We start from the raw sequence: 16,998 nt of genomic DNA, 5'->3' as shown, positions 1-16,998 counted from the left end.
TGAACTCCGATCGATGAAATGTTCACGACGTGCCCGAAGCCGCGTGCAAGCATCGACGGGAGCAGGGCGAGGACCGAGGTTTAGGCTCTCGAGGATCTGTGCGCTGATCGCACATTCATGAAGGCACTCAGAAGCGAAGGGCGGAGAAGTGATGGTTCAGCGGATCAGTCTCACTGTCATAGCGTTATGCCTGGTATCGAGCGTTGCGGCGTGTTCAAGTCCGCAAGCTGGCGATCCGAAGGAATCGACCACGCAAAATGGTCTAGTGGTGGCGCAATATCCAGCGTGCGCAGATATCGGAGAAAAAGTTCTCCGATATCTGTCAGATGGTGACAACGGTGGTGATCCGGCGCTCGACATCGAATACGCCGCTTCTGTGGGTGTTCCGCTCCCTCAGGCTCGTGCAATCGCGGACGACGCGATTCTGAACTGCGATTCGTCAGGCGGGTCTACAGGTTCGGACCCGACTGCACCGGTGTTGAAAACCGATGCAGCGGAGTCCGGTGTCTCCCAGATTTTGACGGAAAGCTACGGCGTGAAGAATCTTTCATCGGTCAACTGCCCCGCACAGATACCGATTGTCACAGGGAACAAGGTTGAATGCGCGGTGACCATCGCGGGCGACAGCCTCACCGCGACACTTACCATCGTCGATGACAAGGGCACCTACGAAGTGAGTCGCCCTCGCCGCTAAGACGACGGAGTAGAGATCACAGACTCGACCATCTGATACACCGGATTCAATGCGGAAGCGGCACGAGTCTCCTTTCCGGCGCCTTGGGTGTATCTCTGGGTGGTTGTCATTGCTTCATGGCCAAGTAACCGCATCAATGTGTAGACGTTGACGTCAGCATCGGCGAGTGACGTCGCGAACGTATGGCGGAGCTGGTGCACCAGAGCACCTTTCGCGCGATGCCCATTGATTCCTGCGCGGCGGTAGGTGCGTTCGACACGGTATTGAATTGTCGGGCCGGTGATGCGCTCACCGTCGGCACCCACGAACAGAGCGTCCGCAGCGCGAAGTTTCCGCCACGGCGAATCAGTGGGAGAGGAGCGGACCTTCCCGCTACCAGGGAATCGCCGCAGTCGAGACTCGAGGTAGTTGGTGAGGACGTCCACGAGTCCAGCTTCCGCGGAGAGTACCCGTTCCGTGTTTCCCTTGCCGTGCACCGTGATCGCTTTGGTTCGACCGGTGCTGTCGACATCACGTAAGTCGCCGATGTTCAGCACGACAAGTTCCGAGAGTCGGCAGCCCGTGAGTAGCGCGGTGAAAATGATTGCGAGATCGCGTTCGGGCCAGGCCCTGGAGTTTTGATCGTCGGGTTCGGCCAATGTCTCCAGCAGTCGCTGAACGGCATCCTCGTCGAATGACCTCGGTACTGTCTTCTCAGCCTTCGGTCGGAGCACCGCAGCCATGGGGTTAGCTTCGATGATGTCCGACGTAAATAGGTAGTCACACAAGGTGTTCCGGCGTCGACCAACAGCGTCGGACGACGCAGCCGAATGGGTGCCGGCGAAATCAGCGAACACCGTACGCATCTGTGCTTTGTCGATGACGTCGCAGCCGAGTTCGTCGATTGAGGTCCCCGACAACGCCGCAAGTCGTTCAGCAATCCCCGCGAAATCCTGCCGGAAGGCTTTCACCGTATGCGAAGACAGTTTTGCTGTACTGCGGTAGACCAGGAACTCTTCGAACCGGCTGGCGAGAATGCTGCTTGACATCAGTGACCCCACGATTAAGGCTGATTGATGCGTCGGCACTGTTTCTGGATCTTTGTTCGAGTGTTGTCCAAAGTGCAGAGAAATTCGAGATGGTAGAGAAACGGCAGATGGACCAACTCATCAGGAAGGTTGCCATCGTGCTGCGCTAAAAGGTATGCCGATGGTTCGTCTGCTTGACCGCTGAAACCGTGTGTGGCATTGCGCCGTGCACGAAAGAGTGGCGATACAGCATGATTGGACCGAGTCCGGCGCATAGCCCCTTCTTTCGAGATTCTTCCCAAACCCCTTTGTGTACAACGAAAGTGGACCAGTCTCGTACCAACCGTCGCTTCTTCATCTCTGCCTCCTCTGAACGAAAAATCTGTACAGAGTAAGCATCAATCGGCTACGTGATTATGCCAAACGGTTCAGGCTGCGGCAGTCCTCCGACCGAGCAATGATCAGAACCTGTGGATGGTTCTCGGCGAGGCGGCGTGAGTGGGCGCACCTTCCCGGGAATGATCTGAAATTCCATCAGCTCTGATCAGGACCGGCGTTGGCGCGCTGGTTCGGGAAGGTACGCCCATGCTCACGGTAGTTCAGGATCAGCAATCCTCCAACGACGACAGCGGTGTTGGTCGGTCGTTGCTTGACGAGATCGTTCGCGACGGTGCCCGGCAGATGCTCGCGGCGGCGTTGGCCGCCGAAGTCGCCGCATACATCGAGCAGTTCGCCGAGCATCTCGATGAGCACGGCCGGCGGCTGGTGGTCCGCAACGGCTATCACCACGAGCGTGACGTGCTCACCGCGGCGGGGGCGGTGACGGTGACCGCACCGCGGGTCAACGACCGCCGTGTCGACGCCGAGACCGGTGAACGGCAACGGTTTTCCTCGGCGATCCTGCCGGCGTGGTCACGCAAGTCCCCGCAGATGACCGAGGTGTTGCCGCTGCTGTACCTGCACGGGCTGTCCAGCGGCGACTTCGGTGCGGCGTTGGAGCAGTTCCTCGGCACTGGTGCCGGGCTGTCGGCCTCGACGATCACCCGGCTGACCGCGCAATGGCAGGACGAGGCGAAGGCCTTCGCCGACCGGGATCTCTCGGGCACCGATTTCGTGTACCTATGGGTCGACGGCATCCATCTCAAGGTCCGCCTGGAGCAGGAGAAGCTGTGCTTGCTCGTGATGATCGGCGTCCGCGCCGACGGCCGCAAGGAGCTCGTCGCGCTCACCGATGGGTTCCGGGAGTCCACAGAGTCGTGGGCTGATCTGCTGCGCTCATGCCGACGCCGCGGGATGACCGCCCCGGTGCTGGCCGTCGGTGATGGGGCGCTGGGGTTCTGGAAGGCACTGCGGGAGGTGTTTCCGGATACCCGTGAACAGCGCTGCTGGTTTCACAAGCAGGCCAATGTGCTTGCTGCGCTGCCCAAGTCGGCTCATCCAGGTGCGACCGCGGCGATGCGGGAAATCTACAACGCCGAGGACATCGACAAGGCCCAGGTCGCGATCAAGGCCTTCGAGGTAGATTACGGCGCGAAGTACCCCAAGGCGGTCGCCAAGATCGTCGACGACGCCGACGTGCTCCTGGAGTTCTACCGGTACCCGGCCGAGCACTGGATCCACTTGCGCACTACGAATCCGATCGAATCGACGTTTGCGACCGTGCGGTTGCGAACCAAGGTCACCAAGGGCCCTGGGTCACGCGCAGCGGGGATTGCCATGGCCTACAAGCTGATCGACGCCGCACAAGCCCGCTGGCGGGCGGTCAACGCCCCCCATCTGGTCGCGCTGGTCCGTGCCGGCGCGGTGTTCCACAAAGGCAAGCTGCTCGAACGACCCATCGACATCTCACCCGCTGAGCCCGACGAATCAAGCGAAACGGAGGTCGCCTGAAACACCCTCATCCACAGGTCTTGACAATATCTCCCTCCGACCAGTATGAACCCACTCCCGCGGGTTCGTGTTCGGCATAATCACAGACCCGGCATAATCGCAGTAGGGTTGCCATTGGAGACCTGCGGCCGCGGAAGTACTCGCCGCCACCGCAGCCCTGTACGAGAGCGTTCACGCGGACAAAGCCTGGGCGAAAAATGTATGGGACGCAACAGGTTCCACCTGGCGACGAAACTGGCCCGAACAAGTCGCAGAATGCTACCCGTTCCACCCGATGCTGATCGGTATCGCGAAAGACGAATGGAGCATGGTTACGGGCTTCCAGCGCGTCCGATCGACCATCCGAATCTTCGCCGCCACCGTGTACGCGCACCAGCAGCGCGGCGAGCGCGGTGAATGGGTGCCGACCTTGATCGGCCCGGGAGATCTCCCACTGTCCGACAATTCGGTGCGCGAAGCACTGCTGGGCTCCGGTCTCGTTGAAGACGATAAGACTATCGCCAACTACCGCAGCCTCGCCGAAAACGACGTCGTCAACGCCTCGCGGGACGGCGGAATCGCCCGCAAGCAGGACATCGACCGCGCACCCCTAATGTGGTCAGAGAGCAATCCATTCGCAGCCGAGCGAGCCGCCACGTTCATCTTCCTCGCCAGCATCGTGGGAACGATACGACCTGGCCGAGGAAAGGGCGCAAGCGCACCAGAAGTGAAAGCCGCTACTGGCATCCCCGACCCCCTGTACACGGTCACCGACGCCGATGAAGTACTCGAAGGTCTAGTAAGTCAGACCAACGGCATGAATGCTGTCGAGTCCATTCCCGGACAGGGCAACAACAAACCAGCTCGATACTTCCTGTCGACCCGGCTCACCCACCGGATGCTCGTCCAGAACATCAAACGCACCATCACCGAGACCGAACGTGACGCAACGATCGCGACATTTGCGGAGAAGCTCTCGAGCAGTGGCCCTTTCCGAGAACTGAAATACATCAATGCAGATCACGATCGAACAGCCACCGAGGTGCTGACCACCGCCGGAATCGATAACGCACATGTAAACCGTCTGATAGTCCTCGACCCAGCACAGTTCAGTCTGCGCAACGGCATGGAGAAAGCGACACTCGAAGCCCTCACCGCAGCTATGGGCGTGAGCGTCAACTCGAGCAGCACACCCGTCCAATGGGCCAGCAGCGCAGTGTATGCCGTAGTAAACACACAGCGTCGGGCGGTCATGCGCCGCGTGGCGGTCGAGTTCATTGCCAGGCAGAAGGCACTGGCCGCACCAGAAGTACAGAACGACCAAGAGCTAAAATCCATAGGAACAAAAGAAGTTTCCGCGGCCCGCGAACAACTCGAAAAGCACCTCAGGCGAGCCTTCCAGCACGTTGTCTTCCTTGCACAACCAGATCCCGAAGGCGAACGCATTGTCGACCAATTCTCTTTTGATACGGACAATCTGACCGCACTGGACGGCACTGCCGTGTGGAAAGCGCTGGTTGAGAAGAACAAAGCGCTCGACTCAAATCAGTTCACTGCAAAAGCCCTTGTTCACAACCTCCGCGACCGCGACTACGGCCGGACTTTGTCAGAAATCCGTAGTGCTTTCTACAGCACACCCAGGCTCCCTCTGCTGTACGGAGCAGATGCGGACCTACAGCGCGCCATCTTCGATGCAGTCCAAGAAGACAAAATTCGTGTCGTCGACGCCACCGACACGAGCGTCGTTGTGACCAGCCCCAACCAAGTCAATCTCACCAGCACTGGACTACGACTGGCGAAACCACTCAGCGCCGACGAACCCCTCATCGACGAAAAGGCCGGCGCTGACGAGGATAGCGATGCAAAACCCGACTCCGGAGGAACAGCGCAAACTGGCGGCGGGGACGTAAGCTCCGGATCAGGCTCGACAGGCGAAGGTACGGGCAAGGTGCCGGATCCTTCGGAGCCGCAAGTAGAAAAACGATTCGAAGTTTCCTTCACTCACAACCTCCTCAACCAAGAAGAGGCCGCCGACAAGTTCGCCGCGATGTTCCGCAGCCTGTACCTCGCCTGCGATCTGCGACAAATCAGCTACATCCAAGGGACATTTCAGTTAGTCCTCGATGCAGCCGTTGCATCGGATATCGCCGCCAAAGCCACGGAACTCGGGTTGAGACCGACAGTTCGAAACATGTGACGGGAGCTCAGATAGCTACCGCGACGTAGCTATCGACACCGATAATGTCTCGTGATCGAGGCCATGAATATCGGGCGGATGCCCTTGCAGACGTCCGGGAAGCTGTTGAGCATCCCGGACAGCGAGGTCGCGGGACTACTGAGACTGTGCGACAACACTGTTCGTTCATTCCTTAACGGCGCGTCGACGAACGAGCACTCCTGCAAGCGCCGAAAGAAGAGGTGGGGCACACCGCCCCACCTCTTCTGACATCTACACCGTCGTCCAAGGAGTTATCGCATCCGTCTGTGTCGCAGGTTTTCTCATCGGGATCGCCCACCTCCTCGGCATCGACCTTCACCGCCGACGGCTGCGGTATAGCGGACGTGCGCCTCACACCGTGGTGCTGTCGGCTATCGTTATATCCCCTTCGATTGGGCGACGCGCCAAACATGACGACGTCACACTGCCAGGTAGCGAGTCGTGAACGCCACCCGCACAAAAAAGGGACGCAAACACGCCACCGGGACGGGGCACTCAGTCGGATGTGTGCGCCCGGGCGCGGGCGATACCGACGGCATAGTCATCGACGTACGCCCCTGCTCCGGGGGTGTAGATGCCACCGACGTGGTCCGGGTCGTAGGCCATGAACACCACGTCGGGCCGGCCTCCGTTGAAGGTGCCGAACTGGTGGTAATCCCAACCGTCGGGCGCATAGTCGTCGTTCCAAGCCAGGCGCGCGACGGGAACGAAGCCGGCGTCTGAATAGAGCGTGGGGAGGACCGTATCGAAGCAGTCCAGACGATGACCTCCGAGCATCGTGCTTTGTCGGAGCATCGACTGCGCGACATCGGAGTGTGCACTGTCCTTGTGCGCAAACACCGAAACTACCTCGTCGCCTTGAGCGCGACACCGGCTTTCCCGTCATCGGTGCTGATTTGCACGCAGTGGGTGGTTCCTGTTGGGACGGAGTCGATTCCGGCTTTGATCTTGTCCGCGAGCGGAAGAGTTGTATCGGGGGTGGTCAGTGCTCGGACGTCGTCGCCGGAGCGGGTGACGTAGTAGGCGTGCTCGAAGGCTGCGATGACGCCCGCTCCGCTCTGCTGATCGCCTTGGTCGGTGTGGCATGCGTTGAGGTCGGCGGTGTCGGATCCAGAAAACACGCGCACTAAAAACCAGCCGAGAAGAGCTGTGACCAGCAGTAAGGCGCTCGCGTAGCGCAGTTGTTAGGAATATCGGGGCGATGCTTTCGGTTCCCCGGTAGGCGCGGCACCGAGTGTGTCGATCACTGTGGATGTCCCGTCGTCTTCGCGCTCAGGTTCGGCTTCGTTGTCGATGGCCGCGCAAAGCACGGTCTTCCGAATTTCTCGCAGCTTGTTTTCATCGCCAACATCGGCGCTCCTCGATGGTCTAGCTTTCCGGCGCAACGGCATTGGCGCAGCTATCAGCGTCAGGGAACCACACTCGTGCGGCAACTACATACGGGGTGTCAGGGCAGTGTTGAGGGTCGAGGTTCTCACCAACCAGCGACATCGGGTGCAGTCACAGCGCATGGGGCAGTACATGCGGGGATGCCTGTGCGGGAGCGCGCGCGGTCCAGCCCACAAGTCCGTCTGTGGGGCTCAGATCGAATCTGGCGGACCGGGGGCGCACACCTCGTCGGTACTAATGTCACGGGCCCTCTCACTGCCACCGGGACACCGGTCCCCTTGCTGCGATGTGGCCTCCCGTAGCGGTGGCGTTTCCAGAGCCAACTTCGGACCACCTGGTATGTCCGTCCGGAGCAACCTGATAGTAATTACGGCATGAATCGGACATTCGCCGCCGCAGCGGCCCTCTCTGTCGCACTGCTCATCGGCGGATGCTCCACTAAATCCACATCGCCGGAAGTCACAGCAGAAGCAGCAACGACAGCATGCTTAGACCAGGCCGACAAACTCGCTGCAACATTCACCAATACCACCATCACCGCACCCAATGCCGAAGAAACCGACGACGGATACCGCATCACAGCCGGAGTCGAGGGTTCCACCTCAGACGGCACAACAGTCAAGCGGGACTTCACCTGCCTCGCCTATCTCGGTGACAACGGCATCGAAACCCGAGATGTCAACTGGACACCGACTACCGGCCAAACAACGAAACCACCCCAGACACTTCGCGAAGAGTACGACGCGCGCATGGCAGCAGGGAAGATCCAGAACCCTGCCGGCGCCTTCGATGAAGACGCGAAATTCTGTGAAACGCTCCGCACCAGCGGCGACCCGGTACGCATCCTCGCGGAGGCAATCACCCGCCCCCAGAATCTCGACTCCCCCACCGCGCATCGGATCAGCCGCATCAAAGAAATGATTCCGATCCTGTGCGCCGACCAAACCGCCACGATTCAGCGCGCCGCCGAAGAATTCAACCTCCACCCTGGCGCCCAACCCGTCACCCCGACAACGAAACCCGTCGTGGCGTCAACCCCTTCAGCCCCGCTTCCGAAGACCACCTCACCGGCAAAGACAGAGCCAGGAATAACCGCTGGACAGAGGAACGCGGTCCGAGCAGCGAAGGACTATCTGGCCTACACCGCCTTTTCACGCCAAGGGCTGATCGAACAACTCGAGTTCGAGAACTACTCGACCGAGGACGCCACGTTCGCAGTCGATTACATAGCACCCGACTGGAACATACAAGCAGCGAAGGCCGCACAGGACTACCTCGACTACACCGCGTTTTCCCGTCAAGGGCTGATCGACCAGTTGATGTTCGAGGGCTACACCAGTGCCCAAGCGCAGTACGGGGTGGATCAGACCGGCCTGTAGCTACCCCACAACGCAAAAGCGCGGCAAAACTTCAACGCTCAAGTGTCGCAATCACAACACCGCAGTTTGGGTACGCTCCCACAATTCGTTTCTGAACCTTGCCCGGTCAAACTCGAATCGAACACCAATTGTCCAGGCCTGGTTTGGATATCGACTGTTTCGGTGGTCGTGCGCCCCGCCCCAACTCTTGCAGAGGAAAACCCGTGACCGACGACTCCGCAGATCAGATCGCCCGAGAACTTCGATTGACCCCTGACGAGATGTTCACACTACGCACTCTGCAAGCGCGAATGCTCCGCCTGGACTGGGAACACGAACGTAAAGAAGGCGATGCCCGCACCAAGAAACGGGATCGATTGCGCAGTTTCGTCGCCACCTCAATCCAGGAGATCCTCGCTTCAGAGGCAACAACCGAGTCTCTCGCGCAAGAACTGGCCGCCATCGAACACAGTCCTTTCCTCGACCAGCTCAACTCTCTGACCAAGCAGGGATCCGCCCTCGCGGGCAAGGTGGGCCGCCGGTCCACATCTGTCGTCATCCTCGCCGAGTTGATCACGTTCAGCCCTTGGACAGACGGAACGACATGGGGATCCGGAGTACGAAAATCCGCACTCCACTGCGCGGCACACGATCTCACCACACTGCGCGAGAACGACCTCGACGCGATGACCACAGAGTTCGAAAGTTTGATGAAAGCACTGCGTCGCAAGTCGATCAAATGGGGGCGCGTCGCCGCGGTCTCGGTAATCGGAGTGGGTGCCGGCGCATTGACCGCAGGGTGGGCGGCTGCACCGATCGGTGCAGCCATCGGCGGCACTATGGGGCTTACCGGCGCCGCAGCGGTCTCAGCAGGTTTGGCGATGCTCGGCGGCGGATCCCTCGCTGCGGGCGGCTTTGGCGTAGCAGGCGGGACGCTCCTGCTGACCGGAGTCGGTGGGCTCGCTGGAGCAGGGGTCGCCGCAGCGGGTATCCGCTACAGCCCCTTAGGTTCTCACGCAATAGCAGGAGAGGCCGTCAAACTCGACCTGGTCGCACGTATGGTCCTCGCCGATGCACCTGACCGAGACGAGAAGATGCGGCGCGTCGTCGAAAGCCTGCAAGACAGACTCAACGAAGTAACCGATCGAGTCGTCCTCCTCGTCGACACGATCAACACCCTCAAACGCGAGAAAGCTGCAATATCCGCGGAAAACACCGACCTACGCGCCCGACTAAAGGATCTCGAGGAAGAGCTCGCAGAAACCAAGAAAGCGCAGACGACCCTCGAACTGGTCCGCGACCGCCTACCAGAAAAGATCGACGCATGAGCGAGGACATCGAACGCAACCTCGACACCCAATCTCGACGACTCGACGACATCGAAGACCTCATCCGGGCAACCCTCGACGATCAGGAACCAGCAGTCCAACTCACCCGAGGTTCCCACCGCCAAACCTACGACGAACTCACGACATTCAACGACCACGTTCGCACGCAACGCGAATGGACCGAAATCGATCTGGACTCCGCCCTGACAGAGCAACAACGTCAGGCGTGGGAACTTTGGCAGCACAAGCACCGCCTCACATGGTCCGCCTCCGATCTCGTGACTGTCGGGGCCGTCGGTGTCATCGGAATGCTGTGCACATGGTTCGACGCATCGATCGATCGCACTATCCGAGATCGACTCAAACCTCTTGTGTCCTCCGACATCGTCAGCGGGTGGGAGAAAGCCGGCAAGCGACTCCCCATCGACTACATGGGACAGGGTTTCGGAGGACGCGCGCACCGCATCAAAAGCGCCGGCCACGATCTCGCGCGGCCGATCGAGGCGATCAGACAGATCATGGCGGGTGAATTCCGCGGCCACTTATGGCAGGCCGGCGGCGCCACCCCAGTGGCTTTCGGTGGTAATTTCCGGCAAGTCGACACCTGGGCCGAGGCGGCTCTGCGACTTGCTCAGCATCTCCTCGCCGATGTGATCACACCGATGAGCCTTCCTATTCCTGGTATGTCCTTCCTCTACGAGAGCGACAGCGAAGCGCTACGCGACTTCGCGCTCCACGCGTACAGCGGCCTCGAAGCAGGCAGCGGATGGAGCGTACGAAACGGTATCGTGACACCCGGCATGACCGTCCTCGTCACAGAGATTTTGGTACGCACCTACGTGCACCTCGACGTCTACCAGCAAACCGGAACTGCCCGACTGGATCCTCTACACACGCGCCGAAGAAACGAACTGCTCCTAGCGTCGCACAGCCTCATATCAGCCATTTCACTGGGAAAAGTGGCGGCTCAAATGACCGCACACTACTACTCAGGAAACTATGTCCGCGCCGTCCATCCCTCACACATCCGGCACGCCAACATTCCCGCCCTCCTCCGCACAGGCGCACTCGCCGGCACTGTCGTCAACGACGCCTACCGAGCCTCCAAAATACCCTCCGCTCGTTCATGGAACGACCTGATCTCCGCCACGGCGCAACCGTGGCAATTGGACCTCGTGAACAGCATCGAAAACCTCAGCAGCACAGAGCTACCGGCGGAGCACGACCCCTTCAACGATCTCCCCTGAGTGTCACACCTCACGCATGATCAGCATCAACTATTGACACCTCGTCGCTCGACTCAGTCACCACAGACGCCGAGTTCGTCGAGATCATAGATTGTGTTCTTTCGGTCGCCGAAGTCGTCCATGGAGGCAGATCAGCCTCGCCGCCTTGGTGACTCACAATCCCAATCGGACACGAACCATCTCGTTTCCGTCGGCATATGTGTCGACGTAGCGACCCGCCCCGTGCTGGTAACGCGAATCTATCGATGTCGACTCGTAAGCCATAAAGATCACGTCAGGACGCCCTCCATTGAACGCCGCGTATGTGTTGTACTTCCAGCCATCGGGGGCGTAGTCATCGTTCCATTTCAACCGCGCGACCGGAACGAATCCGGACCTCGCATAGATCGCTGGCAAGACGGTGTCGAAACAGTCCAACCTCTGCCCACCTGCAGCGACTGCAGTTTCGAGCATCGAGTTCGCGGCGCCGGGGTGATTGCTGTCGCGATGTGCGTACAGGGAGACGATTTCATCGCCTTTGAGTGCGATGCCAGAGCGACCGTCGTCGGTCACGAGCAGCCGCATCCCTGCGTATTCGTCATCGCTGTAGACATAGACCGAAGCTGCGAACCTGTTGCCCTCGCGCAGCGCTTTTATCTGGAGGCGGTACGTCCTGGCATCACGCGGATGCAACTCGTACAGCTCCGGTGTGCTTCCCCCCAAGCTGCGAAGATGCTGGGCGCGCTCGTTCTGTAGTCGATGTACTGCAACCGGCGTGATGTGGCGGCCGTCGATCAGAAGCCGTGGAACTTCGCCAATTCGATTGCCGTGTCGTGCCACTCTTGCTCGATCGCCAGGCGCTCGGCCTCCGGCAACTCCGGGCTCCATCCCCACCGACGCCAGAACGCTTCGCGTTGCTCCTGTGTCAGGGTCGGGGTCTCGTTCGTGGCCATGTCGGTTGCCCTTCGTATCGTCGTGGGTGACACCTGATACTGCTCTGATCTGCTGTTCACGTAGCGCTTTGCCCACTTGGAGACGGTGCTGCAGCTTTTCTCGCTTACCTGGATCGTCCTCTGTGCCGAGTTGGTTGCGCAACTCGGTTTGTCCACCGGGGGTCGCGTCGTATTCGGAGGATCTGGCGGCAAGGTTTGTTTTCGCAGTGTCCAATCGTTGCCGGTTGCGGGTGTCTGCGGGGTTTGCGTCGAACAATGCCAGTGCGAAGTCATGTCGGCGGCGGGCGGTGTCGAGGCGTGCTCGCACGTGCGGGGTGCAGCGGGGGCCTGGGTACTTCTGGCACATCTACCGGCTCCCCCGATCTGCCGCGTCGACGAGGCGACCGAGCATGGCACCGAGGTTCTCGGCGGCGATGTCGACGAGTTCGCCTATCTCGGTCAGGTATTGGTCGCGGCGTAGTTCGATCATCACCGAGTACACGCGGGGATCGGTGGCGTAGCGGTCGAGTGGTACGTACGTACCACCGAACGGTGTGTTCATGCCGATATCGGCCAGGGGGGAGAACGCGGCGTGGGCGGCGCCGGTGAGCCATTGTGGGGTGTGGTGTGGGTCGGTGCCGATGCACAGCGCCGGGCGGGGCCCGTCGGGGTGCAGCTCGTACCCCGACGGCAGAGTCGGGTAGGAATGGACGTCGATGATCACGGCGCTGCCGGTGGCGGCGATCCGATCGGAGACGAGATCGGACATCGCGGCAGCGTAGGGGTGAAAGTAGTTATCGAGCAGCGCATTTCGCGCTTCTTCGTCGTCGCGGCGTAGGACGGCCCCGTTGCAGGTTCGGGTGTAGACCGCCCCGCGCCCGACGGCATTGAGTTCTTCGCGCTCGTCGGAGAATCGTTCAGGATCGATCACCAGACGGGAAAGATCGTTGCACAACGTCCACGGTGGGACACCGGCAGATCGGGCCGCGTGCTGCGCGATGACGTCGGTGTGGGCGTCGGTGATCTCGTCCAACTCTGCAGTGAGTTGATCATCGGTCACGGTCAGCGACGAGCGGAGCTCGCCGGGAATTGTGCGGGAGGCGTGCGGGACGTGCAAGATGACAGGCGAGGATGTATCGCCCGCGATCAGTGTTCTCGTGTTCACGAAATCTCCTTGGCAAGTATGGAACTGGTGCCGGCTTCAGTTGATGACGTCGACGAACCAGCGACCGCCGAGTTCTTTGGCGGTGATGGTCTGTGGGAACTGTGCGGGCGGCTGGCCGGGACGCATTTCGGTGAGAGCGACGGAGTAGATACCGGCCGCGATCGGTGTAATACGCACGCAGTAGGTGGTTCCTGTTGGAACGGTGTCGATTCCGGCTTGGATCTTCTCCTTCGATGGCAGGGACGCGTCGGGGGTGGTGAGTGCGCGGACGGCTGTTCCGGAGCGGGCGACGTAGTAGGCGTGCTCGAACGCTGCGATGACTCCGGCGCCGCTCTTCTGGTCACCAGGGTCGGTGCGGCATGCGGTCGGATCGGTTTCAGCAGCGACGGGAGCGGGCGGGGTGACGTCAAGGGTAGGCGCCGTTTCCGAGGTGTCTGTCTCGTCGGCGATTCTTGCCTGTGCGCTCTCGTCATTGCCGGAGAGGAGACGCAGGACGAACCAACCGAGCAGCGCGACCACGACAATCACGGCAGCTACGTAACGCAAACGGAGCGATCGAGAATCCCTCTTGCGCGGACGCTTCGGCGCTGTCGGAGGCGTGGGCGCGGTGACTGTTGTGGCCGTGTCCGCGCCTGCGCCGTGGGGCGTGCCGCCGAGTAGGTCGATCACTGCGGGGTGCCTTGTCGTCTTCATCGCTGTCGCCTCTTCGGTGCTCGCGCCTGGTTCTGCAGTGGCGCACGGACAAAGTTCGGGGTGGGCGGCGCGTTGCCGCCCACCCTGAACGGCTCTGATCATGCGGGCTATGCCGGAATACCCGCGCCGACGGCGTCGCTGATCAGCGAGGACGCCAGGCCCGGGGTGGCGTTGGTGAGGAATTCCGTGAGTGCGGTGTCGACGTGTTCGATGATCTGCCCGCCTCCGGGCTGTCCGGCGACGAAGTCGCGGGCCTGCTGGTCGATCGCAGGGGCAGCGGCGACGGTGTCGCGAACAGTGGTGGCCACGGCCTCACCGATGGGGCCGGAGTTCTCCCAGTCGGCGAACATGTCCTGGGTCTGGGCGGTGACGGCGGGTTGGTCGATATCGGGGACCGTGATTTCGACGGGTTCGCCGAGTTCGCCTGCGCCGTACGCGACGGCGGCGGTGAATCCTGCGATTCCTCCGCCCAGGCCGCCGAGAACAAATGCGGGGGCGCCGGCGAGGAGGGCGCCCGTACCGGCGCCGACGGCAGTTCCTGCGAGACCGCCAGCTATCCATCCGATTCCGGGGACGAAGACGTTGCCCAGTCCGAGGCCGATGTTTCCGCCGACGGTGCCGCCGATCAGTGCTCCTCCGATGGCGAACGGGGTCGCGAGGCCGATTCCTCCGGCGAGTGCTCCGGCGGCGGCACCGCCGACTTGGGTGGCGGCGTCGCGGCTGGCTTTGTCGACGGGGACGCCGAAGGAGTTCCAGCCGGTGGCGACTCCGGATTCGATGATGGCGGTGGTGTTGTTGGTCCGTTCGAGGTCGACGTCGGAGACCCAGTTCGGTTGTGCGATGTGGAATGTTCCGATGCGGAGGGTGTCGCGGGGGGCGATGATCGGTGCGACGACGTCGACGGGGCCGGGGAGATGAAGCTGGGTGTAGTCGGTCGGTGTGGTGTCGGTGTAGGTGGGTGGTGTGTAGGTGTTGGTGTCGTAGTCCCAGTTCGGGAGCGGCTGGTACTCGATGTTCTGGTATTGCGCGGGTGGGTCGACCCAGTAGATGGGCTCGGTGGGGGCTGGAGCTTCTGTGGCCGGCGGCGGGGTGGGTTCGGTGGTCACGCCGGACTGTCCGCCGCCGTCGGTGATGCCTGCTTGTCCTCCTCCGTCGGTGATTCCGGCTTGCCCGGGCGCTGCGATTGCCGGTGGTGCGAGCGTGATTCCGGCGGCCGTTGCTGCGGCCGCGACGACGGCGATGGTGCTCTGACGGGCGAGGGTGCGGCGGCGGTGTCGGCCGTGTCGGTGTGCGCGGCGGGTTGCTCGGTTTCCTGCGGTGGTGTCGATGCTCATGTGGTGCCTTTCGTTGGGGAGGGTGCGGATGGGTGCCGGGACGGGGTCTGGTGTGCGGAATCCGGCTGATAAATGGGTCAGTCAGCGGCGTGGGTGATGAGATCGATGACGGTCGAAGCAACGACGGTCAGGGCTTCGGTGGTGCTGCGCCGGAGCTTCGAGGGAGAGATGCGCTCGCCGGAGGCGAAGAGGGGTTCGAACGGCATCCGGCAGACTGAATGGACTCCGGCGTCGAGAAAGGCGTCGACAGCGTCGATTTCGACCATCGGTGCGTCCCCGGGTCCGTCGGTGATGACGACGATGGTGCGAGCCGTCATCGCCAGGCCGGCGGTGGCGGCGAGGTCGAGGAGCATGCGGTGCGCGGCTGCGGCGGCGTCGCGGCGGAGCGGTACCGGTACGAGGAGGACGTCCGCGTGGGTGGTTGCCCAGTGCCAGCTGGCGGCGAGGCGGTTGTTGCCGGTGTCGGCGATGAGGATCTCGCGGTGCTGGGACAAGATCTGTGCCGCCGCGTGGGCGTCGTCGTAGCCGAGACTGGATCCGTGGGCGCCGTTGTTGCCGGCGACGATGTCGTCCCCGCCTGGTTGGCGGGTGAGGTACTGCGAGAGCGCCGCGGGTCGGATGCTGCCGGGCTCGGCTGCCTCGGCAGCGATCAGTGACAGAACGTCGTGTCCGTCGCGGGGTGGGATGCTGACGCGGTCGGCGAGGCTGCCGCCGACGTCGGCGACGTCGACGCAGACCGTGGTTGCGGCGCCGCGGTGTTCGGCGATGATCGCATTCAGCCCTACCGCGAGAGGGGTTTTGCCGACGCCTCCTTTCGGGTTGGCGATGGTCACGATCGAAAACCTCGGGAGGGGGCCGGTGAGGGATGCGATGGCGGCGCGGTGGCGCATTTCGGCGGACTCGGGTTTCGGGGCGATTCGGAGGTTGAGAATGGTGTTGAGTCGCCCGCGTAGTCCGGTGCGGGCGGGTTCGTGGAAGCCTGCCGCGATCTCGGGCGCTACGAGCACGGATGTCGAGGTCGGTGTGCGCGCCGCGGGGACTGGCCGGGCGTGGGTGTCTACTCCCACGGCTGGCGGTGAGTCGTCGAGGGGTGTCACCGCCATTGTGCCCGGTTCGTCCACATGATGATCCGGCCGCGTCTGTGGTGTGTCGGCGGGTTCAGGGATGGGGCCCGTGGGCAGCGATTGCGCCACCTTCCCGTCCGGGGCGACGGTGAGTTGGCGGGAGCGCCCCGCTTCCTGCACGGTGACCTCGACGGGTGAGCCTGCGTCAGCGGAGTGTTGTCGGCTGAACTGTGCGATCGCCGCGTGGATCGACTGCCCGTTTTCGGCGGACAGTTCCACTTTCTCGTCCCCTGCCCCGCTCACGAGTGCGGTTCGCTCGGAGGTGATTTCGATGGCAAGGGTCGACATCACGCGGTGGTTCCGGTGAAGGCTCCGACGCCGGAGAGTTCGGTGTCCATTTCGAGGACGATGGTGTCGGCCTTGTCGAGGGCGGACAGGGCGTCGTCGCGGGCTTTGCCGTCGGGGAGTACTTCGATGATCTGGCGGCGGGTGGCGACGGCTTTCTTGATTTCGTCGAGTCGCGGAGCGGTCAGTTCCTGGTCTTCGCTGAGTTTCGGCAGCCAAGTGGGGATGGCGTTTTTGAGGACGCGGCGTAGTTCGGTGATGACGGGGTCACCGCCCCCTTTGGGGGCTGCGAAGGGGTTGCGCAGCACGGTGATGTCGTCGGCGGTGGGGGTGATCGATTGGGAGATGCGGCGGCTCATGGGTGGACCTTTCGGGT

General features: G+C 61.9%; 16 protein-coding genes. 6 read left to right on the top strand and 10 right to left on the bottom strand.

The genetic code is table 11. The annotated features are described in order from the left end of the window. Window positions 1–151 precede the first annotated feature (151 nt). Complete coding sequence (locus A0W34_RS32340) at window positions 152–694, top strand: DUF4333 domain-containing protein (RefSeq protein ID WP_081559555.1); 543 nt, start codon at window positions 152–154, stop codon at window positions 692–694. On the opposite strand, the gene A0W34_RS32335 is transcribed toward A0W34_RS32340, so the two are convergent. Then, the gene (locus tag A0W34_RS32335; RefSeq protein WP_081559553.1) at window positions 691–1,722 is read right to left on the bottom strand and encodes a tyrosine-type recombinase/integrase; all 1,032 of its coding nucleotides are present in this window, start codon (window positions 1,720–1,722) and stop codon (window positions 691–693) included. The two genes, A0W34_RS32340 and A0W34_RS32335, sit on opposite strands and share 4 nt — an antisense overlap. A 564-nt stretch (window positions 1,723–2,286) precedes the next feature. Here A0W34_RS32335 and A0W34_RS32330 point away from each other — a divergent pair. Together A0W34_RS32330 and A0W34_RS32325 are read left to right on the top strand one after the other, a co-directional pair. Continuing rightward, entirely contained in the window at window positions 2,287–3,591 is a 1,305-nt protein-coding gene (locus A0W34_RS32330; protein ID WP_042927240.1) for an IS256-like element ISRer3 family transposase, read from the top strand. A 157-nt stretch (window positions 3,592–3,748) separates the two neighbouring features. Then, entirely contained in the window at window positions 3,749–5,767 is a 2,019-nt protein-coding gene (locus A0W34_RS32325; RefSeq protein WP_156888996.1) for a DUF499 domain-containing protein, read from the top strand. 516 nt (window positions 5,768–6,283) lie between these two features. On the opposite strand, the gene A0W34_RS32315 is transcribed toward A0W34_RS32325, so the two are convergent. Further along, window positions 6,284–6,628 (bottom strand): hypothetical protein, encoded by a 345-nt coding sequence (locus A0W34_RS32315; protein WP_232330121.1) that lies wholly within the window; start codon window positions 6,626–6,628, stop codon window positions 6,284–6,286. Window positions 6,629–6,633: 5 nt separating this feature from the next. Further along, window positions 6,634–6,909 carry a hypothetical protein gene (locus tag A0W34_RS33590; RefSeq protein ID WP_232330120.1) on the bottom strand — a complete coding sequence of 92 codons (276 nt, stop codon included), beginning with the start codon at window positions 6,907–6,909 and terminating at the stop codon, window positions 6,634–6,636. Window positions 6,910–7,551: 642 nt separating this feature from the next. Between A0W34_RS33590 and A0W34_RS33585 the strand changes: the two genes are divergently transcribed. From A0W34_RS33585 to A0W34_RS32300, 3 genes are all read left to right on the top strand, one after another. Then, window positions 7,552–8,556: an Ltp family lipoprotein gene (locus A0W34_RS33585; protein WP_232330119.1), complete on the top strand. Its 1,005-nt coding sequence runs from the start codon at window positions 7,552–7,554 to the stop codon at window positions 8,554–8,556. A gap of 203 nt (window positions 8,557–8,759) precedes the next feature. After that, entirely contained in the window at window positions 8,760–9,863 is a 1,104-nt protein-coding gene (locus A0W34_RS32305) for a hypothetical protein (RefSeq protein WP_081559547.1), read from the top strand. Next, on the top strand, window positions 9,860–11,110 hold the full coding sequence (locus A0W34_RS32300; RefSeq protein WP_081559545.1) for a hypothetical protein: 1,251 nt from the start codon (window positions 9,860–9,862) through the stop codon (window positions 11,108–11,110). Before A0W34_RS32305 ends, A0W34_RS32300 begins: the two co-directional genes overlap by 4 nt. Window positions 11,111–11,263: 153 nt before the next feature. Here A0W34_RS32300 and A0W34_RS32295 read toward each other — a convergent pair whose 3' ends face one another. The 7 genes from A0W34_RS32295 to A0W34_RS32265 form a co-directional block, all read right to left on the bottom strand. Beyond that, window positions 11,264–11,812, bottom strand: a complete 549-nt coding sequence (locus A0W34_RS32295; protein ID WP_232330118.1) for a hypothetical protein — start codon at window positions 11,810–11,812, stop codon at window positions 11,264–11,266. A 71-nt stretch (window positions 11,813–11,883) separates the two neighbouring features. Further along, entirely contained in the window at window positions 11,884–12,042 is a 159-nt protein-coding gene (locus tag A0W34_RS33310) for a hypothetical protein (protein WP_198035752.1), read from the bottom strand. Window positions 12,043–12,388: 346 nt separating this feature from the next. Beyond that, window positions 12,389–13,186, bottom strand: a complete 798-nt coding sequence (locus tag A0W34_RS32285; protein WP_081559541.1) for an N-formylglutamate amidohydrolase — start codon at window positions 13,184–13,186, stop codon at window positions 12,389–12,391. Window positions 13,187–13,222: 36 nt separating this feature from the next. Further along, entirely contained in the window at window positions 13,223–13,879 is a 657-nt protein-coding gene (locus A0W34_RS32280) for a hypothetical protein (RefSeq protein ID WP_081559539.1), read from the bottom strand. Between the two features lie 107 nt (window positions 13,880–13,986). Next, window positions 13,987–15,213: an insoluble domain protein gene (locus tag A0W34_RS32275; protein ID WP_081559537.1), complete on the bottom strand. Its 1,227-nt coding sequence runs from the start codon at window positions 15,211–15,213 to the stop codon at window positions 13,987–13,989. A gap of 77 nt (window positions 15,214–15,290) precedes the next feature. After that, window positions 15,291–16,625, bottom strand: coding sequence for a ParA family protein (locus tag A0W34_RS32270; RefSeq protein WP_081559535.1), 1,335 nt, complete (start codon window positions 16,623–16,625; stop codon window positions 15,291–15,293). Continuing rightward, complete coding sequence (locus tag A0W34_RS32265; RefSeq protein ID WP_081559533.1) at window positions 16,625–16,981, bottom strand: hypothetical protein; 357 nt, start codon at window positions 16,979–16,981, stop codon at window positions 16,625–16,627. Before A0W34_RS32265 ends, A0W34_RS32270 begins: the two co-directional genes overlap by 1 nt. Window positions 16,982–16,998 lie beyond the last annotated feature (17 nt).

It is taken from the genome of Rhodococcus sp. BH4, from assembly GCF_002079265.1.
Classification (GTDB): domain Bacteria; phylum Actinomycetota; class Actinomycetes; order Mycobacteriales; family Mycobacteriaceae; genus Rhodococcus_F; species Rhodococcus_F qingshengii.
The sequence above is the reverse complement of the archived record's forward strand: the minus strand, read 5'-3'. Positions and strand labels throughout refer to the sequence as shown.

What these genes read in the sequence shown, in the direction of transcription:
- A0W34_RS32340 (WP_081559555.1), top strand. Translation starts at nt 152, where the DNA reads ATGGTTCAGCGGATCAGTCTCACTGTCATAGCGTTATGCCTGGTATCG.
- A0W34_RS33585 (WP_232330119.1), top strand. Translation starts at nt 7,552, where the DNA reads ATGAATCGGACATTCGCCGCCGCAGCGGCCCTCTCTGTCGCACTGCTC.
- A0W34_RS32280 (WP_081559539.1), bottom strand. Translation starts at nt 13,879, where the DNA reads ATGAAGACGACAAGGCACCCCGCAGTGATCGACCTACTCGGCGGCACG.
- A0W34_RS32265 (WP_081559533.1), bottom strand. Translation starts at nt 16,981, where the DNA reads ATGAGCCGCCGCATCTCCCAATCGATCACCCCCACCGCCGACGACATC.
- A0W34_RS32270 (WP_081559535.1), bottom strand. Translation starts at nt 16,625, where the DNA reads ATGTCGACCCTTGCCATCGAAATCACCTCCGAGCGAACCGCACTCGTG.
- A0W34_RS32335 (WP_081559553.1), bottom strand. Translation starts at nt 1,722, where the DNA reads ATGTCAAGCAGCATTCTCGCCAGCCGGTTCGAAGAGTTCCTGGTCTAC.
- A0W34_RS33310 (WP_198035752.1), bottom strand. Translation starts at nt 12,042, where the DNA reads ATGGCCACGAACGAGACCCCGACCCTGACACAGGAGCAACGCGAAGCG.
- A0W34_RS32300 (WP_081559545.1), top strand. Translation starts at nt 9,860, where the DNA reads ATGAGCGAGGACATCGAACGCAACCTCGACACCCAATCTCGACGACTC.
- A0W34_RS32275 (WP_081559537.1), bottom strand. Translation starts at nt 15,213, where the DNA reads ATGAGCATCGACACCACCGCAGGAAACCGAGCAACCCGCCGCGCACAC.
- A0W34_RS32330 (WP_042927240.1), top strand. Translation starts at nt 2,287, where the DNA reads ATGCTCACGGTAGTTCAGGATCAGCAATCCTCCAACGACGACAGCGGT.